Below are 19,055 nucleotides of genomic sequence, written 5' to 3' on the forward strand. Positions count from 1 at the left end.
GCTCATTCGTTTTAAGCAACATTATTCAGTCGTCTCAACCTGGACATTGTGAATATCGATGAACGAAAAATATAGTCACTTAACTCATATCCGCTCTCATGACGAGTTGCCCCTATACGAACTTATTCCTAACGTTGTTTGGATATTTGATCTGGATAAGCACGGTTGGTGGTGGGGGAACTCGGCGGCGGTCCGTTTTTGGGGCCTGGAAAACCTTGGCCAACTGATTGCCAAAGATTTGTCGGGGGATACTCAAGGTGCCCGAGAACGTACTGCCCAAACTTTTGAATTAGCGGCAAAAAATGGCTTAACCGTTGATCCGTGGACAACTTATCCCAACGGTAAACCTAAAACCTTACATATGATGCATCGCGCGGTATTAGTCGGCCCGGACAAACATCGCGCCATTATTGCTTTTATTAACGAAGAGGTCGACCTGGGGGCTGAGCCAGAAAACTTACTACTGGTTGAAGCAATGCGTTATACCACGGTGCTGGTCACCAGTTTTACCCAGGCTGGTGAGGTGGTGATCGAAAATCCCGCGGCGACAGAAGCTTATAAACACCTCAATCATAGTGAAATCGTCAACGACGGGTCTACTTTCGCGGCGCGCTTTGCTGATCCCAAAGAAGGTGAAGGTTGTCGTGAGCAGGCATTAAAAGAGCAAGGTGGGCGCTGGGAATATGTGATGAATACCAGCCAGGGAAAACGCACCCATACTTTAGATATACGCATCACTCGTCATCCGCTCAGTGGGGATTTTTTATTACTGGTCGTTGAATACGATATTACCGAGTTGCATCTGGCATTGACAGTTGCCGAAGAAGCACAGGAGCAGCTTCGACAACTGGCGCATTACGATGCGCTTACCGGGCTTTCGTCGTTACATCTAATGCAGGAAAATGTCGCGTTGTTGATCCATCAAGCGGCCCGAGTGAAGCAGCGTTTAACTTTAATGTTCATTGATCTGGATGATTTTAAAACCGTTAATGATACCTATGGTCATGATGCAGGTGATGAAGTGTTAAAAGCCGTGGCCGAGCGCTTGAAGTTGAGCTTGCGTAAATCAGATTTTATCGCTCGGCTAGGCGGTGATGAGTTCATTATTGTGCAAATGGATAGCCATACCGAACAACAAGCAGCCAAGGTGGCCAGTAAAATAATTGAAACACTTGCCAAGCCTTATGCCTTAAACAATGGTCAGGCGGAGATTGGCGCAAGCATTGGCATTGCTTTTTATCCTGAGCACGGCAACGACCTTGAGTGCTTAATTAAAGCGGCCGACGAATCGATGTATGTTGCGAAACGAAGGGGTAAAAATAGCTATTATTTTGCCTAATGTTTTATTTTGATACTTAGAATTGCTGTTTGATGATTGCTAGGGGGTAAATATAACGAAGGACCGTATGCAGACTTACCATTCTTATTCGAGAATTTCGCCTCGCGGCGAGGTTATTACGCTTTAACGGCCCAAGCTTAGCGAAGCCAAAACAAAGGTCGCCCTGCATTATCTTTATCTTTGCTGGCTCAGTGCCAAGCACCTGCGCCACTTGCTACGCTCAAACAGACTTCAACTTTGCTCCCTTAGTTCATTTGCGCTACTCGGCGAAGATGATGGGATTTAAAAGCGTAATCTTGGCTATCGAGAGTATGAAAGGTTTTTGTTTTTAGAATGGGTGTCTAGTTTATTGACAAAGTGAAGTTGAAGAAAGCGGGATGGAGCGACGATTATCGGGCACGAGTCTTCTTTGGGTTATAAATCCATCAAAGTATGCTCCCGCCCTGCTTTTGCCCCAAAGTGAGTTAACTTATTTTTTTGTGGGAGCTGTTAGTCTCGTTTTTATCATTTAGTTTTGGATCGATCTGTTAGTGAGGGTTTCGCCCTGACGGCGATATACTTTTCTTTGCTGGCCAAAGAAAAGTATACAAAAGAAAGGCCACCCTGCATCTTCTTAGATCCTCCGTTGCTCACTCACAAGGGCGTTGAACTAACTCGCTACGCTCAAACAGACTTCAACTTTACTCCCTTGTTCATTTGCGCTACTCGGCGAAGATGATGGGATTTAAAAGCGTAATCTTGGCTATCGAGAGTATGAAAGGTTTTTTTAAATTGGTGTCTAGTTTATTGTTGAATAAAATAAAGCGCTATATCCATGCTAAATCCCTTCGAATTGTTGTTTCTCTAAAGCGTGTTAAGCGCATTTTTACCTCGATAAACGCGAGATATGCTGGGCTCATATTTCGACCTTTACACTGTGATTATATACAGTTCAGTGGGTTCCCGTTCCCATCTTTCTGCAAATGCATTACCATCTTTCACGCATGGTCAAAATGGTGATTCACTGATATGCTATTGATAGAATTGAACATTAAAGGGTATGTGAATTTCTGTGGTGCGTGATAGGTGGTAACTTCGCATGCGTGAAAGATGGGAATTTGCATATTAATATACTGTTAGCTCCCACAGGAGACGGTGTGATTTCAAAGTACAGGGTTAATATTGTTTTTGTCTTTTCTGCATTGGTCGGTGGACTGATCGGCTATGTCTATGGTCAAAACGAACATATGAAATTTTATAAGCTTCTTAACCTGTTTGGATTGATCTATGATTTTATTGCAGTTGTTCTATTATCCTATGTTGTTCTAGCCAAAGACCAGATCAAAGAATCTGTGGCTCACTACTTGTCTCTAGTCTTTATCATTTTTACGATTATGTTTCCTGCTAGCTTTCATATCGCATTTATCTTTGGCAGCATGAATATAGCATTCGATGGTTATGTAACAGCATTCACGATTATATCTATTGCTCCTGCAATGTATGTCTACTCATCTCCAGTATTAGAGCCGTTATCGTATAAGAGTTATTCTGCGGAAAGTCGAGTCAAAATATTGGGCACGTTACTACTATTAGTAGGGTTTGCTTTTCAAATTACGGCATCTGTTGCTGATTTAGGTAGCTAACAAACGACTATGGTGTCAATAAGTTAGATTAAATTATTTTTGCATCCCATAAGGCGCCATCTCGTAGCATTGAGTTTAGGATGGTTACCATCTTTCTTACGCATGCAATGATGGCTACTTTTTTAGGTTTCCCTTCAGCTAAAAGCCTCTGATATGTGCTCTTAAAAATGGGGTTACATTGGATGGCTGACATCATGGCCATGTATAAAACGGTTCTTACTTGAGCTCGTCCCCCTTGAATTTTTCTGAGCCCTTTATAGCGGCCACTTTCTCGGTTCATTGGGGCCACTCCGACGAGAGATGAGGCTTGTTTATTGGTTATTAACCCTAACTCTGGAAGGTTACTAATGATAGACGCCGCTGCAATTTTCCCTATTCCTGGCATGCTTTGTAATATCTCATTCTTGGCTTGATACTCAGGGTTACTTTCAATTAGCTTGATAATCTTGCTTTCAATTTTCTCTATCTGATTTTTAAACGCAGTTAAAATAGGTTTAATCGTCAGAATGAGTTGCGAGGGCATAATTTTCATGCGATTTTTTTCCATTGTTTGCATCGAAAGAAGCTGGTTTCTTCGGATGACTAAATCTGCCATGAGTCGCATAGAATCTGGCTTTAGTGTCGTTAAATTGGGCTTTATAGCTTCGGCGTAGTGCGCGATAAGTTTTGCGTCAAGTTTGTCTGTTTTAGCCCTCTGCCCGATAGCGCCTGCAAAACGTCTTACATGAACAGGGTTGGCTATTACATACGGTAGTTTGGCATTGTGACAAGCTATAATAAAAGGCATTTCTAATCGACCTGTAGCTTCAATCACGACTCGTAATGGCGTGTGTTTTTGAATGATTTTTATGGCTTGCTTGATACCTTTATCATCGTTGGAGACAGTGAAGAAAATGTCGAGGGGTCTAATATAAACATCAAGTTGTTCTTTACCTGTATCGACACCGACGTTAATACATTTATTTGTTACTGTATTCATAATAAGCTGACTCTATATTGCGTAATACGGGTTCTAGACCCTGTAGACTATTCGAGTGTGGTGCTTGGAGTTCCACTTAATGCTCACGTTTGTTATCGGCCTTTGAAAGGAGCCTTAAGAATATCGAGCTATTAAATAGAAGCTTAAGTTGCTGCTTAAGCCTGAGTCTCACTTTACTCATATTTCTTAATAATTATCCATACAATAAGAATAGGTGTCGCGTAGCCGCCACCTTATTCGGGTGTTGAACAAGCCCGATGCTCCCTTCTATAGTAAATAACGGTATTGATGTTGGCGGGGCCAAGGCCTTGTTACTTTTTACAAGGCGAGTTTGGCTAAGACTGGGTGAATGGCGTTAAGCCTTTACCTGTCATACATGGTGCTAAGCTGTTATTTTTTGTATGTATTCATCCTCATGTTAAGCCCTGCCATTCTCCTTATCCTGTTCGCCTTTCGGCTAGCTCGTTCGACTCACGCCTGTGCAGTGCATGGGGTGCTGGCAGCAAGGGCATGGCCGGGTCGCGCTGTGGTTGTCGGTTTGGAGCGCGGCGAGGTTCACGCGTTGCGGCACTCGCAGGCATAGATAGCTAGACACCCATCGTAACTCTATGAATGAAAAGCTGCCCTAACTGAGCCAATGGCTCACTTTGCAACGCTGATTTGAATAAGAAAAATATTCAGTCGCGTGTGAATTTAAATAGAGACAGCAGATGACTAGATTGCTCTGCCAATTCACGACGGTGAGCTGTTCGGATACGGCTAATGGGAGAAATCCTTCCATTGTTAGTCTTGCCATCACTATAATAAATTCGTATATCCTAGGGTTTATCTACTTAACTAAACCTGTGAGAGCATCAATGACCATTTGATGATCCTCTTCTTCTGGGAGGCCAGAGACAGTTACGGCACCAACCAAACCACAATCTTTTATCCTAAGCGGAAATGCTCCACCATGCGCGCAATATTCATATGCATTAATATGTGCCTGCTGTTCAAAGGCTCTATTTTTAGCTTGGTTGTATTGACCAACATAGTATGAGCTGTGACCAAATCGCAAAACAGTTTGTCGCTTTCTTTTTATCCAATGTTGATTATCCAGCTGGGTGCCATGCATCGCATAACTAAATAAATTCTGGTTAAAGGCATATACTTCAATGGCAATAAGAACATTTTTTTGCTTCAGCGAGCTCTTTCAATTTGCAACCTAACTGCCATGCAGTTTGATTATTAAATCGTTCAAATTGCAGTTCGCTTTCCTGAAGTAATAAATCAGTCAATATATTATCGCTACTCATTATTCAACCTTCATTGTTTTACCTAAACGACTACTTTCCATTGCCAATTCAATCAGTCGAATATTCCACAATGCATCTTCTGCGGATACCGGAGGCGGCGTTCCATTACGAATCGCATCGGCCAGTTGCTGGTAAAAATGTTGGTAATCGCCACACTCGGTTACCTCTGCTTGGGATGATGCTTCAAAGTATAAACGGCCGCATTGGTCTTGGTTTTCCTTACCCCAGTCCCTTGTATTAGGCAGTACACCTGCTTTTAATCTCTCTTCCTGTGGATCTAAACCTAATTTAATGTAACTCCCTCGATCCCCTTGAACATTGAAACGTAAGTTGGGACCTGCAGAAAATAATGAGGCGTTTAATCGCGCAAGTTTGTCTGGGTAATGCAGGGTTAAGTTAAAATAATCGATATTAGTAGAGCCTTCTCGCATTACTTTGCACTGCGCCGTTACTGCTTCTGGTAAGCCGAATAGTTGTAAAGTCTGATCAATTAAATGGGGGCCTAAATCGAATAATATGCCGCCGCCGTCTTGGCTTTGTTCTCGCCAGCGTTGGCGAACGTTTGGTCTAAAACGATCAAAGTGGGATTCAAAATGTTTAATATGACCCAGTTTGTTTTCTGCAATCAATTTTTTTATAGTCAGAAAATCACCATCCCAACGGCGATTGTGGTAAACACTTAATAGCAGATCTTTCTCTTCTGCTAAACGGATCAAAGTCTCACCATCCTCGATTTTAGTTACAAAGGGTTTTTCTAATAGAACATGTTTATTATTTTCCAATGCCAATTTAGCCAGTGAGAAATGCACATCATTCGGAGCTGTAATAATCACTAACTGGGCTTCACTATTTTGCAACATCTCTTCCGCGGTAAAATAATGCTCCGCATGCGGCCACTCCTGTTGAACTATATTGCGTTGACTGCTGCTAATTGCCGAGACTTCGAATTCGGGTCGTGTATCGATAAAAGGAAGATGGAAGGTTTTTGCCGAGAAGCCATAGCCAACGATCGCCGTTTTAATCACATGGGTATTTATTTTATTGTTCATTGTTATTCCCTTTGTTTGTCTGATTAACGACCAGAAGTTCTATTCCCTGTTTTTCAAAGGCGCTGAGTAAGTTTTGGCCGGGGGGCTGATCGGTGATGACCATATCGACTTTATCTAAACCACAAATATGGTGGAAATTCTGCTGTTCAAATTTTTGACTGTCGCAAACTAAGATCAACTGTTGTGCCTGCTGAATCATCGCTTTTTTGATATCCGCTTCATCTTCACTCGAGGTTGATAAGCCAGATTCAGACAGTGCGCATACCCCTAAAAATACCTTATTAACTTGATATTCTAATAGTTGTTTAACGGCCTTGGGTCCTAAAATTGCCCTGTGGTAGTGATTTAGTTTTCCACCTAATAGTTGAACATGAATACTTTCTTTATCCGCGAGTAGGGCTAAACAATCGATAGAATTGGTGACCACCGTTGCTGGGTTGGTTAAATATGTCGCCATCGCCGTTAAACTTGTTCCACTATCGACAATAATAAAATCATTTTCATTTACTAAATGTGCGGCGGCTTCGCCAATTGCCAGTTTACGGTCGCTCAATTGTTCACGTTGCAGGTAAGGTAATGTGCTCTCTTGCACAGGAACTAATATTGCTCCTCCTCGAATACGTTGCACATCTGCCAACTCACCAAGTTTGATTAAATCGCGTCTAGCGGAGTCTCGAGATATGTTGAAGTGCAGACAGATCTGTTCTGTCGTTAGTTTTTTAGCCTTTAACAGTAATGCATGTTGTGCGAGTAGGCGTTCGTCTTGAGTCATTACATTCTCTTTATATGCCTTATAATTGCTTACAGTAACAAATTATCACACCGGTTTGTAAGTAAATTTAAGTTTTTAATTTAGTTTCGCTTAACATTGCTTATTTGTTATGGTGGATTAATTTCTAAGGAGGTGTTATGTTTACTTCAACGATGCCAAAAGTTGGTTTAGGATTATGGAAAATTGCCAACAAGGATTGTGCCCAAACGGTCTATGACGCGATTGCCGCCGGTTACCGACATTTAGATAGCGCTTGTGATTACGGTAATGAAAAAGAGGTTGGACAAGGTATAGCAAAGGCTCTTAAAGATGGCTTATGCACGCGTGAAGAGCTATGGGTTACCTCTAAGCTATGGAATACCTACCATGCCCCAGAGCATGTAAAACCTGCATTAGAGAAATCGCTGGAAGATTTGGGTCTGGATTACCTTGATTTATATTTAATTCATTTCCCCATTGCTCAAACTTTTATACCTTTTGCTGAACGATATCCACCAGGATGGTTATTTAACACCGATGATGAATCTCCAACGATGAGTCTTGCAGCTGTCTCGCTTCAGAAAACTTGGCAAGCAATGGAAAAACTTGTTGATGAGAAACGAGTCAAAGAGATTGGGGTTTGTAATTATAATTCGGCATTAATACATGACCTAATGAGCTATTCTCGGATTAAACCCTCGGTGTTGCAAATTGAATCGCATCCTTATAATACGCAGCAACGCTTAATTTCGATGTGTAAAAATTACAATATAGATGTGGTCGCTTTTTCCCCTTTAGGCGCTTTGTCATATTTAGAATTAGGTATGGCAGGTGAAAATGAAACGGTATTAGAACAACATGTGGTTCAAGCTGCTGCAAAACGTTTAAGAAAAACGCCTGCGCAAGTGGTATTGCGTTGGAACATTCAACGCGGATGTACAATTATTCCTAAAAGTAGCAAATTGGAACGACTTAAAGAAAACATTGCGCTATTTGATTTTGAATTATCAGAGCAAGAAATGGCGGCTATATCAGCCCTTAATCAGAATCGACGTTTCAACGATCCGGGGGAGTTTTGTCTTTCGGCATTTAATACGTTACACCCAATATATGATTAGTTGCTGTTCAATTTGAATCACAAATAAAGGAAAAGTAAATTAAAACAAATGGACATCCATCCTAGTTCTTATTTATTAATGGCTTGGGCTGCCACTCGAATATAAATAAATGAGTGCTTTAGATGGTTGTCCTATTTCGATTTTCTGTTCGATTCAATAAGCTGTGGCCTAAGAGAAAAGAGTGTTCATCTGTCGTCAGCTTTTCGTTTTGAATGGGGGAGGGGGGTCTCTGGGTTGAGTTTTAATTCCATTGGTACAAAACGTATACCATTACGACTTTGCTCTGTGGAGAGAGGCTCAAATCCTAATTTTTCATAGAAACCCAAAGCGTTCACCGAGGCTTTGAGTTGAATTGACTCGGCTGAACAGCGCGCTAACATGCCCTCCACTAGGCGTCTGCCAATTCCATAACCTTGGTATTCTGATCTCACATAGAGCTGAGCAATGTAATTGCCATGTCGCCATGCAATATAGCCAACTAAGCGCTGGTCCACTAAGGCCTTGAGGCTGCAATAAATCTTGGGATCGCTTGCTTGAGCGATATCCTTGACACGTGCAATACGCATTGCTTGCTGCCCTTGTGGATTTAAGTAGGGCACAACATTTGCCTCGTTTACCGATTCACCTAGTTGTAAAATGGCGGCCTGATCTTCAGGTCTAACTTCGGCAAGTACAATCTTCATCATCGTTCCGATTCAGTGTCGATAGTCTATTGATGATTAAATGCTAAACTGTCATTGAAGGCAATCAAAAGCACATAAAAATACAGATATCAGCGCCTTAGCGCTGATTCGAATTTGCCGAGTCCTGTACCGCTTTAACGGGCGATTTGGCTGGCGACGTTTTCAAGGCATTTGCGAGCCGATGAGCTAACAGCCGACAGTTGAAAGAAACCGTGAATGACCCCTAAATAGCGTTCGCAGTAAGCTTCGACGCCATTGGCGACGAGTTTTTTATAGAGCTGCTCCCCTTCATCTCTTAGGGGATCGAATTCTGCCGTCACAATAGACGTTGGCGGCAAACCTGAGAGATCTTCGCGTAGTAAAGGCGATATTTCAGGGTGATTTTGTGCGACCCCAGAATTGCCTAAATAAAGTTCAAATCCAGATAACAACATGGCAGCTGTAATCACAAAGTCTGTTCCATATTGTTGGTAGCTTGCTGATTGCCCATAAGCATCAAGCATGGGATATAGAAGAATTTGCTGACTTGGCAACCAATCGGCCTGCGTTTTTAGTCTTAAGCTGGTCACTAAAGCCAAGTGAGCGCCAGCACTATCGCCAACAAAGACGATCCGCTGTGGATCTCCGCCGTATTTTTGAGCGTGCAGACGAATGAGTTGTGCAGCCTGATAGGCGTCATCATGAGCTGCCGGATAACAATGTTCGGGAGCTAGTCGATACTGGATACACACTACAATACTGTTGGATAGCTTAGCTAATTGCCGGAGTTGTTGCTGGTGAGTATTAAAACCACCACTGATGAAGCACCCCCCGTGAAAGTAAAGTGTGATGGGGAGCGAGGCCTCATTGGAGGGTTTAAATACCTTAAGGGTTATTTGGTCAAGCTGGTCAACAAACTCCTGATACATTTCTGGACCATCGCCAGCTAATACTGTGCTTTCGATATATCCTTGTCGTCTCTGGCTAATCGGCAGACTTGAAGGATTTGGCTTGTCTGATTGGATGAACGCTTCGACTAACGCTCTGATCCCTGGTTCAATTTGATTTAACACTGCAACCTCCCATGAAGCGACTATTTAAGAGGACCAATTATAGCGTCTATCAATAAGGCTGTATATATGTACAGTCTCAAAGCGTTTAACTTAAGCGATACTTTGCCAAGGCAGCGATAGCTTGATGTTGACTAAAATGCTTGCGGTAGGCCGATATTTACTGCTTAATCGGTGTCCATGTTTGACTATTGAGCTGTAATTTTGGTGAATGGACGCCCCTCTTCGCAACTATATCTTGGCTTGGCCTGCTCTGTATTGGCATCCTGTCTGTTTGCTTTTTTGCCTTGGTATATTCATTTTTTTCCACTTGAAGCTCATAGTGGAAATTGGTTAGCTGCGCAACGAATTCTATGGAGTAGTGGCCTTATGCTGCTGTTGCTCAGCTTTACGGGTCAGCTGCCAAGCTTAGTGAGGCTGCTCCTCGATTGGCGAACATGGCCTCGTTTGTGGGCATCTGCATTGCTTGTTGGCATGCAGTTCTGGGTGTTTATTTGGGCTCCGGCTAACGGTCAAACCTTGGCTGTTGCGCTCGGCTATTTTTCGTTACCTATAATTTTGGTATTGGTCGGGCGTTTTGTTTATCAGGAAAACTTAAACTCAATGCAGTGGGCTGCGGTGAATCTGGCTGGCGGCGGGGTTGCTTATGCTTACCTGCTCGCGGAAGGCTTGTCTTGGGTGATGTTGTTGGTGGCGTTTGGTTATCCGCTATATTTTATGTTACGTCGTAAATATGCGTTGCCGGGTCATATTGCCTTCTCTATTGATAACTTATTGCTGTTGCCTCTGGCCATTGCTTATTTGTGTTTTAATCTGCCCCCGGTTTGGTCTGCGGAAACCAGCTTAACGCTATTTGTCGATTACCCTTGGATTTATTATTTGGGTTTGGGGATCGCGGGTACAATTCCAATGCTGCTATTTTTAGCGGCTTCTAACCGTTTGCCGCTAAGCTTGTTTGGTTTAATGGGGTATTTAGAGCCGCTATTGGTATTTGCTGTTGGTTGGCTATTGGGAGAGCGACTGTCGCCGGAGCAATGGCCAACCTATATTTTGATCGTTTTGGCCTTGCTGTTGTTAGCCTTCGATGGGGGGAAGCGTAGTTTGCAAGGTCGTATATCGATTAAGGCCTATAAGTAAAACTAGCTAATATTGGATGATGATCCCCGCCAACGGCAGCCAGTGCTTTGGCGGATTGAATAGAAAATTCATCCGAGGCTAAAATGTGGTCGATCCGGGTTCCATGCCAAGTGGTATATTTGCTGTAATTAATGCCACTACCAGCGGTGTCGATTGCGTTCTGATAAGTCGATAAATATTTTTGATAAAGTTTTTCTTGAACCGTCATATTAAAATCACCAGCGATAATGAAATCGCGATGTTGCTTGGCCCATGATCCCACTAGTGAAGTCTCCATGTTGCGGGCGAAGTGTAAATCAGCAAAAGCGTTCTTATCCACGTTGCGATGCAGCAAGCTAGTGATCGTTGAACGTGGTGTTTCTAAATGAATGTTCGCGAGGTGGACGACTTGGTCATTTATCGTAGTTTGGTAAAATACCGCAAAGTTTCCCCAGCCGCCAAAGGTGCTGCGCGATATGCTGCCCTGGTGCTCAAGGGGGGTTCGGCTTGCCGTACACAAGCTATCACAGTGTCGATACCAACGCGCATCAAATACTTTTTCGAGCAGGGCCAAATTTGATTCTTGCATAAACACAACATCGGGTTGATATTGCTCGACTAAATTGTGGATCTCTGCGGCATTGGCGCCGCCGCCGCTGTTTAATGTGAGGATACTCATCTCACCGCGTCGCTCGGATGGCCAATGCAGCTGAATATCTTGAAATTGAAAGAATACCACTGCGCAGAGTGCCCAGCTCAAATATTGCCATTTGGATAACTGTTTTAGCACGAATAGTGGTAATAAACTGAGGATGATCAGCCACCACCGTGGTGAAAATAATAATAAATAGCTAAGAGAGATACTAAAGGTCGTCTCTGGCCAATAGCCGAGTGTCATGATGAGTGTGGCGAGTAGTAAACTGAATAACGACAGGGTGATTGAGAAATACTTCAGTAATAAGCTCATTGTTAGCGGTTCATCCTTAAACAAACAAAAGGTGCCATCGTGATCATGCGGAGTTTGGCTTTGATTTAATGGCGTTGATGAAATTTTAATTTAATCAACTTTAACTAAGCTACAGCCTACACTCTAATATGTAAATAAGTTGTAAATTGGTTTGCTCCATATATTGCTTTTAGTCTGATGATTTTTACGAATCAAGTTGATTTCGAGGGTTAACTAAGTGAATATCTTTCAACTTACTTGCTAATTATGTGTTCCGGTGATGAAACGCTCTATGTTTAAGAGCCACGACTGATAAGGCTAGATCAATATGGTGTTCGAGCTGCTGCTGATTTTTCTTGGAGCTTTGGCTTTATTTCTATTCCGTCGAAGTTCCAGTGAGCGAGAATGGATGGATTTACCTTTGTATGATGAGTATCTGTCAAGTCATCCAGAGACAGCTTTAGCGACTGGTGCTCAGTGTTTCCATTGTCATAGTGAGCAAATTTGGGAGTATGGCGTGGATAGCCTTATGGATTATCGGCGTGAAAATGTCTGTTTAGCTTGTGGAACTCGCTTATGGCGGAGCGAGCAAGAAAGCCTTACGAAATAAGCCAGTGACTGCTCGACCATCTTCTTCAAACTTTTCTCCACTTTAGCCCTATTGGTCATTGTTTGTGATGACCAGCCAACTCGCTTAGGCCATCTTTCTATATGTCAGCCATCCTAAAATACTTGGTATTGCTTGGTGGTGAGCTTCACTCTAGCCTTGATGCTTGATTGGGGGCTGGCAAGCCTTCCATTCGAGGTGGAACTCAATCTTGCGGCCAGATAAACAGATAACTAGACAGCCACGCAACTAGCGATTGTCCTTCGACAGCTATATCGTTTTAATGGTCGAGCATTCGGTGAATGGCTTGGTTTCGTTAGGTGTCTTTATATGCCTCGGCCAGGTGTGCTTGCGTCCGGCTTGTTTTGCTAAATACATCGCTTGGTCGGCGCGTTCTAACCAGTCGTCAATGCTTTCGCTGGCTATTACGCTGGCTACGCCAGCACTAAAACTAATGGTTTGTTGATTCGGTGGAGCAGAGGGCTGGGCGAGTTGTTGTAGCAGCTGTTCACTGACGTGGTAGGCTTGGCTAAAATCTGTGTTTGGCAAAAGAATTAGAAATTCTTCTCCGCCAAAGCGAAATACTTGATCGCTGACTCGTACATTGTTTTGTAAATAAGTGGCAAACCAAACCAAAACTTTATCCCCAACATTATGGCCATGTTGATCATTCACTTGTTTAAAGAAATCGATATCTAACATGATGATACTACTGACAACATTGTTATGTTTGTAGTGTTGTTTTGCGACTAGTAGTTCCTCGTATAGGGCGCGGCGGTTATAGCAGCGAGTCAGGGTATCCTTAAAGGCGAGTTCTTTTAATTCGGTGTTTTGTTTCATTAGTAACCGAGCTAAACCCCAAGCAAAAAAATGTGACACGATTACGCTAAGGCTAAAGCGCTGGGCGATATGGCTGCCCAAGTGCTGAAAGCTTAATCCAATAGCTGCGAGACTGAGCGCCATAACGAGACGCTCGGCCAGTTTTAAGGGCAGGCGAACAAAGCAAGCTAGAATTAATGGCGGAACAAAAAACTCACCATGCATTTCGGGAAGAATTAAGGCCAGCAGTACTGGTGGAATCGCTAATAATAGAAACCAGAAATCGGCGACTTTATAATCTTGAGAGTTGGGCCGAGTGAGCATTAAGTAAACCGATGCCAGCAGAGTAGACATGCAAGGGAGAATGATGATCCCAAACAAAAAGTTATTATAGAAAATATGATGGACAGAAAAATACACGCAGGGAAACAGCCCTGCCACGTGCATCATTAGACTTATTTTCTTTTCTGGAAAATTCGCGGGAGCCCATTGAGATAACATCAGGTTAACGGTCCCTTCTTGGTTGTTGGTTAATCCTTACTGAATAACCATACTACCTTCTAACTGTAAACTTAACTTGTCACTTTAGTCAAATTATTGATTATATTTTTTTGACATTACCCTCACCGTTCTGATACCCGGTAATAATTTGCAGGTTTGCTGTTGTAATAATTGTAAAAATGCTTGTAAGGCTGGGGCGTTTCTCAGGCTTAATGGGTAAGCTGCGTACATTGGTCGCCATAAGGCTTGCTGCAATGGCAGGGCACATATTAACCGTTGTTTTACATAGTGATCAACGGCCCAATAAGGCATCGCGGCAATGCCCATGTCAGCGGCTACCATTTGCACTAACATCGCTGGATTATCGGCGTGTTTACGGTGTTTCATCTGAAGATTCTCGGGCGTTAAAACGAAGTTGTATATGTCTAAACGTTGCGGATTTACTGGGTAACTGATTAGTGTATGTGGACAGAGATCAGCGGCGCTAAGCTCAGTTTTACTGCTGAGTGGATGAGTTAATGGGCAAATGATGACCATTTCATATTCGAATAGAGGTTGGTAGTGGATGTCCTCCTGCGGTGAAACTTGAGAGGTCAGCAATAAATCAGTTTCGCCTTGCTGTAATAGCGGCAACCCATCGTAGTTTAGGTCTTGGCAAAGGTTACTTACAACCTCTGGCCAAGCTTGTTTAAATTGTTGCAGGCTTGGTAATAACCATTGGAAACAAGCATGGCAATCAACGCTGATGTTGAGCCTGCTTGAATGCTGGTTGCCGCTAATTAATGTTTGTTCTAGCTGGCCTATAAGGGGCAAAACCTGTTCGGCGAGCGCCAGCACTTGCTTGCCGGGTTCGGTTAATTGTATCGCTTGTCTTTTCCTAAGTAGTAAGTGGACGCCAAGCTTTTGTTCCAAACCCTTGAGTTGATGAGAGAGAGCCGATTCACTAACAAATAGTTTGGCTGCGGCGCTTTTCATCGAAGGGCTGCTGGCAAGGGCTTGTAGGCTACGTAAGTGTTTAATTTCTAACATAAGTTCAACAGAGTACCAGTGCTATTAGCGATTAAGTCGCAAGCTTAGGAGCTTGGACTTTGCTTGTATAGTTAGCGGCGATTTTAGTTTCCTTAAATTAAATTAAATTCATTTTAAATGCTCTTGATGTTAAATCATGGCTGTATACGTAGTCCTAACTTCCATTTTATGCTTTCTAAATTGAATTTAATTCATTTTTGTTTGAATACTTTGCAATTGTAATTGGCGGCTTCGCTTGCCAGTATGGAGCTGTATACATCTAGACGGCTAAAAGGATTGGTTTATGACTATCACACATATTTTGGGTTACCCCCGTATTGGTAAACAGCGTCAGTTGAAGTTTGCCTTAGAGGCATATTGGCGGGGGGAATCTTCGCAACAGCAGTTACTGGAAGTGGGGCGGCAGATCCGCCAACAAAATTGGCAAGCTCAGCGAGACAGTGGTCAAGCTTGGGTGACCGTTGGTGATTTTGCTTGGTATGACCAAGTGTTGAATACTTCCTTATTATTAGGGAATCTACCACAGCGCCATCGCTCTGCTGAACTAAATTTAGACACGATGTTTGCTATTGCCCGTGGTCAACAAGGTTGCGGGTGCAACCATGCAGCATCGGACATGAGTAAGTGGTTTAATACCAATTATCACTATATTGTGCCGGAGTTTTCTGCCAATAGTGAGTTTAGTTTGCAATGGTCACAATTATTTGACGAAATTAAAGAAGCCTTGGCTTTAGGTCATAAAGTGAAACCTGTGTTACTAGGGCCGGTGTCCTATCTATATTTGGGGCGCAATGATGTAGCCTGCAGTGAGCCATTCGAGCGGGTCACTTTGCTACCGAAATTAATCCAGGTCTATCAGCAGATCTTGCAAGGTATCGCCGCGCTGGGGGTTGAGTGGGTGCAGCTAGACGAGCCTATCTTAGGTTTAGAATTAGAAGCGCAGTGGCAAGATGCTTTATTGCAGGCCTACAACAGCCGTTTAAGTCCCTGTAACTTATTATTAACTAGTTATTTTGACGATATCTTAAGTAATACAGGGCTGATTAAGCAGCTGGCGGTAGATGGTTTACATCTCGACTTAAGTGCTAGCGCTGAACAGCTTGAACCAATATTGAGTGATTTTCCCGAGAACTGGGTATTGTCGGCTGGCGTGATCAATGGTCGTAATGTATGGCGAGCCAACTTACCCGTCTTAGCTGAGCGCTTGGCAGCGGCCAAGCAACAATTGGCGGATCGTTTATGGTTGGCCAGCTCCTGTTCGCTGTTGCATAGTCCGATTGATTTGAATGCTGAAACCGAGTTAGCCGAAGCAAAGCCTCGCTTGGCCTTTGCCGAGCAAAAGTTAGAGGAATTGCAATGCTTGGCTGCCGTGATTGATGGGGATGCAGCGGCTCAGCTTAAAGCTCAGCAATATAGCGCTGCGGTGCAGGCGCAAAGCCTTGCAACTGAGGGAGAACTACAACAGCAAATTCAGCAATTCTCCTTGTTACAGCGAGAGCGTGGGCAAAGCTTTGCCCAGCGCCAAGTTATTCAGCAGCAAAGTTTAGCCTTACCTGCGCTGCCCACGACTACTATCGGCTCATTCCCTCAGACCACCGAAATTCGTCGCCAGCGGCGTGAGTTTAAGGCTGGTTTGCTAAGTCCAACAGACTATCAGGCGGCCATCGCCGAGCACATCCGGGAGGCGATCAAGCGTCAAGAGAGGCTTGGTTTAGATGTATTGGTACATGGCGAAGCTGAACGCAACGATATGGTGGAATACTTTGCCGAGTTACTCGATGGCTTCTTGGTGAGTCGTTTTGCTTGGGTGCAAAGTTATGGTTCTCGTTGTGTGAAGCCGGCGATTATTGTTGACGATATTAAGCGCAGTAAACCCCTAACCGTTGCGTGGGCAAGCTATGCACAATCGCTGACGCAAAAACCGGTAAAAGGCATGTTAACGGGTCCAGTAACCATGCTGACCTGGAGCTTTGCGCGTGAAGATCTGAGCAGAGCGCAAATCGCAGAACAGATTGCTGTTGCTTTAAATGAAGAAGTGGCCGACTTACAACAGGCGGGGATCCAGATCATTCAAATTGATGAGCCTGCGATCCGTGAAGGTATGCCTTTAAAACGCAGTCAATGGTCTGCTTATTTAGATTGGGCGGTGGCCGCTTTTAAACTATCGGCGGCCAGTGCCAAGCCGGAGACGCAAATTCATACCCATATGTGTTACAGCGAGTTCAACGATATTATGCAGGCGGTTGCTGCCTTAGACGCAGATGTGCTTACTATCGAAACCTCACGCTCGGCAATGAGTTTATTACAGGCCTTCGAGCACTTTGCCTATCCAAATGAGATCGGCCCCGGGGTTTATGATATTCACTCACCCAACATTCCGAGTGTTGCAGACATGAAGGTATTGATTGATAAGGCGGCCAAATGGATCCCTTGGCAACGTTTATGGGTGAATCCCGATTGTGGTTTGAAAACCCGGAATTGGAAAGAAACTGAGTTAGCTTTGCAAAACATGGTGCAGGCGACGAAGGAGTTACGCGCCAGCTTAGTTTAAGCTTTGCTTAAAGCCATCGCTTAAAACCCTTGTTTATTCGGGGGTATTTGAGCAATGACTTCGGCTGGCTTTGCACCTACACTCAGGGTTTAAGATCCCTGTAGTGAGCATCTATGCCCAAGGCTAAATTTATTTCTGGTGATATTTTCCGGCACATTGTGTTGATGTCCTCCACTAATGCGATCGGTTTAACGGCCTTATTTTTGGTTGATTTAGCCGATCTGTTTTTTATTAGCTTGTTGGGGGAGGCCGAGCTTGCTGCTGCCGTGGGTTACGCTGGTACGATTGCTTTTTTTACCACCTCTTTTACGATTGGTTTGTCGATTGCCATGACCGCTCTGGTCTCTAAGGCAATTGGCCAACAGGATAAAAGCCGCGCTCGCCAGTTAGTGACCAATGTGCTAGCAACGGGTTTTTTGATCAGTAGCTTGGTGGCTGGCTTAGCGTGGATTTTTACCCCCGAATTATTAACGCTAATTGGTGCGAAGTCGCGTACCCATGCCTTGGCGGTAGAATATTTACATATTTTATTACCTTCTTTGCCTATCTTAGGCATGGCGATGAGTGCGGGGGCTGCATTGCGCTCGGTGGGGGATGCAAAACGGGCGATGTGGTCTACTCTCGCTGGCGGTGGGGTGAATGCCTTACTCGACCCCTTGTTCATTTTTGCTTTAGGCTTGGGCTTGCCGGGCGCGGCCATCGCTTCGGTTGTCGCACGCTTTGCGGTAGCTGGGGTGGCTCTGTCCGGTGTGATCAGTAAACATCAGTTAATCTCTGCGTTTCGTATTGGCGGCTTGATTGACGATTTACGCGGCATTTTAAAGGTTGCATTGCCAGCGATGATGACCAATGTTGCAACCCCAATGGGGAATGCTTATGTGACTGCCGCGATTGCTCACTTTGGTGATGCTTATGTGGCTGGATGGGCGGTGGTTGGGCGGATCATGCCAGTTGCCTTTGGCATGATTTTCTCTCTGTCGGGAGCGATTGGTCCAATTGTTGGGCAAAACTTTGGCGCGCATGCCTACCCTCGAGTGAAAGAGGCGCTCAGTAAAGCGCTGTGGTTTAACGTGGTTTATGTACTGGCCATTTCTTTGCTGCTGTATGGCTCGAAAGACTTGCTGATTGCGGCCTTTGGCGTGAGTGGTGATGCAGCCTCGGTGATTGATTTTTTCTGTACTTGGGTTTGTTTCAGCTTTGTGTTTAATGGGGCCATGTTTGTCGCCAACGCAGCGTTTAATAATCTTGGTTACCCAAGTACTTCAACCTTGCTCAATTTTGGTAAAGCGAGTCTTGGGACGATTCCTTTTGCTTATTTTGGTGGGCAGTGGTTTGGTGCTCTAGGTGTACTCGCGGGCCAAGCTGTGGGGAGTATTGTATTTGGTTTGCTTGGCTTGTGGATGGCTTATTACATCGTGACTCGGGTCACCAATAAACATCTTGCGAAGCAACAGCTCGAGGCGCAAAACCTAGAGCCGCAAAACCTAGAGCCGCGGGTACCCTTAACACCATTTTGTTCAAGTCGTGCTTATATGTGTGCCGAAGCAGAAGTCGATCAATTGAACGATCCTGCACCTACGCCTAAATAAATCGGCTGGTGA

The 19,055-nt window shown here is 44.0% G+C and carries 16 protein-coding genes; 7 read left to right on the plus strand and 9 right to left on the minus strand.

Features of this window, described 5'->3' with window-relative positions; genetic code table 11:
- Positions 1 to 58 precede the first annotated feature (58 nt).
- Together ACRRS0_RS04385 and ACRRS0_RS04390 are read left to right on the plus strand one after the other, a co-directional pair.
- The gene (locus tag ACRRS0_RS04385; protein ID WP_432454434.1) at positions 59 to 1,339 is read left to right on the plus strand and encodes a diguanylate cyclase domain-containing protein; all 1,281 of its coding nucleotides are present in this window, start codon (positions 59 to 61) and stop codon (positions 1,337 to 1,339) included.
- Positions 1,340 to 2,421: 1,082 nt separating this feature from the next.
- The gene (locus tag ACRRS0_RS04390) at positions 2,422 to 2,961 is read left to right on the plus strand and encodes a hypothetical protein (RefSeq protein ID WP_432454433.1); all 540 of its coding nucleotides are present in this window, start codon (positions 2,422 to 2,424) and stop codon (positions 2,959 to 2,961) included.
- 28 nt (positions 2,962 to 2,989) lie between these two features.
- Here the strand turns inward: ACRRS0_RS04390 and ACRRS0_RS04395 are convergent, their stop codons facing one another.
- The 4 genes from ACRRS0_RS04395 to ACRRS0_RS04410 form a co-directional block, all read right to left on the minus strand.
- Positions 2,990 to 3,940: an IS110 family transposase gene (locus ACRRS0_RS04395; RefSeq protein WP_432452353.1), complete on the minus strand. Its 951-nt coding sequence runs from the start codon at positions 3,938 to 3,940 to the stop codon at positions 2,990 to 2,992.
- Between the two features lie 829 nt (positions 3,941 to 4,769).
- Positions 4,770 to 5,123, minus strand: a complete 354-nt coding sequence (locus tag ACRRS0_RS04400) for a heme-degrading domain-containing protein (protein ID WP_439022898.1) — start codon at positions 5,121 to 5,123, stop codon at positions 4,770 to 4,772.
- A gap of 111 nt (positions 5,124 to 5,234) precedes the next feature.
- Entirely contained in the window at positions 5,235 to 6,284 is a 1,050-nt protein-coding gene (locus ACRRS0_RS04405) for an oxidoreductase (RefSeq protein WP_432454432.1), read from the minus strand.
- Complete coding sequence (locus ACRRS0_RS04410; RefSeq protein WP_432454430.1) at positions 6,274 to 7,056, minus strand: DeoR/GlpR family DNA-binding transcription regulator; 783 nt, start codon at positions 7,054 to 7,056, stop codon at positions 6,274 to 6,276. The genes ACRRS0_RS04405 and ACRRS0_RS04410 overlap by 11 nt, the downstream gene beginning before the upstream one ends.
- Before the next feature lie 137 nt (positions 7,057 to 7,193).
- Between ACRRS0_RS04410 and ACRRS0_RS04415 the strand changes: the two genes are divergently transcribed.
- Positions 7,194 to 8,153: an aldo/keto reductase gene (locus ACRRS0_RS04415; protein ID WP_432454428.1), complete on the plus strand. Its 960-nt coding sequence runs from the start codon at positions 7,194 to 7,196 to the stop codon at positions 8,151 to 8,153.
- Between the two features lie 185 nt (positions 8,154 to 8,338).
- Here the strand turns inward: ACRRS0_RS04415 and ACRRS0_RS04420 are convergent, their stop codons facing one another.
- Positions 8,339 to 8,839: a GNAT family N-acetyltransferase gene (locus tag ACRRS0_RS04420; RefSeq protein WP_432454426.1), complete on the minus strand. Its 501-nt coding sequence runs from the start codon at positions 8,837 to 8,839 to the stop codon at positions 8,339 to 8,341.
- Positions 8,840 to 8,970: 131 nt separating this feature from the next.
- Positions 8,971 to 9,888: an alpha/beta hydrolase gene (locus tag ACRRS0_RS04425; protein ID WP_432454425.1), complete on the minus strand. Its 918-nt coding sequence runs from the start codon at positions 9,886 to 9,888 to the stop codon at positions 8,971 to 8,973.
- 204 nt (positions 9,889 to 10,092) lie between these two features.
- Between ACRRS0_RS04425 and rarD the strand changes: the two genes are divergently transcribed.
- Positions 10,093 to 11,022, plus strand: a complete 930-nt coding sequence (gene rarD / locus ACRRS0_RS04430; RefSeq protein WP_432456099.1) for an EamA family transporter RarD — start codon at positions 10,093 to 10,095, stop codon at positions 11,020 to 11,022.
- Here rarD and ACRRS0_RS04435 read toward each other — a convergent pair.
- A complete protein-coding gene (locus tag ACRRS0_RS04435) occupies positions 11,006 to 11,968 on the minus strand; it encodes an endonuclease/exonuclease/phosphatase family protein (protein WP_432454423.1) in 963 nt (320 codons plus the stop codon). The genes rarD and ACRRS0_RS04435 overlap by 17 nt on opposite strands.
- A 307-nt stretch (positions 11,969 to 12,275) precedes the next feature.
- On the opposite strand from ACRRS0_RS04435, the gene ACRRS0_RS04440 reads away from it, so the two are divergent.
- The gene (locus ACRRS0_RS04440; protein WP_432454422.1) at positions 12,276 to 12,557 is read left to right on the plus strand and encodes a hypothetical protein; all 282 of its coding nucleotides are present in this window, start codon (positions 12,276 to 12,278) and stop codon (positions 12,555 to 12,557) included.
- A 267-nt stretch (positions 12,558 to 12,824) separates the two neighbouring features.
- On the opposite strand, the gene ACRRS0_RS04445 is transcribed toward ACRRS0_RS04440, so the two are convergent.
- Together ACRRS0_RS04445 and ACRRS0_RS04450 are read right to left on the minus strand one after the other, a co-directional pair.
- Complete coding sequence (locus ACRRS0_RS04445; protein WP_432454421.1) at positions 12,825 to 13,874, minus strand: GGDEF domain-containing protein; 1,050 nt, start codon at positions 13,872 to 13,874, stop codon at positions 12,825 to 12,827.
- Positions 13,875 to 13,967: 93 nt separating this feature from the next.
- A complete protein-coding gene (locus ACRRS0_RS04450) occupies positions 13,968 to 14,903 on the minus strand; it encodes a LysR substrate-binding domain-containing protein (protein ID WP_432454420.1) in 936 nt (311 codons plus the stop codon).
- A gap of 283 nt (positions 14,904 to 15,186) precedes the next feature.
- On the opposite strand from ACRRS0_RS04450, the gene metE reads away from it, so the two are divergent.
- Together metE and ACRRS0_RS04460 are read left to right on the plus strand one after the other, a co-directional pair.
- Positions 15,187 to 17,454, plus strand: a complete 2,268-nt coding sequence (metE, locus tag ACRRS0_RS04455) for a 5-methyltetrahydropteroyltriglutamate--homocysteine S-methyltransferase (RefSeq protein WP_432454419.1) — start codon at positions 15,187 to 15,189, stop codon at positions 17,452 to 17,454.
- A 113-nt stretch (positions 17,455 to 17,567) separates the two neighbouring features.
- Positions 17,568 to 19,043 (plus strand): MATE family efflux transporter, encoded by a 1,476-nt coding sequence (locus tag ACRRS0_RS04460; RefSeq protein WP_432454418.1) that lies wholly within the window; start codon positions 17,568 to 17,570, stop codon positions 19,041 to 19,043.
- Positions 19,044 to 19,055: the final 12 nt, after the last annotated feature.

The sequence above is a fragment of the Agarivorans sp. QJM3NY_29 genome (assembly GCF_050870835.2).
Classification (GTDB): domain Bacteria; phylum Pseudomonadota; class Gammaproteobacteria; order Enterobacterales; family Celerinatantimonadaceae; genus Agarivorans.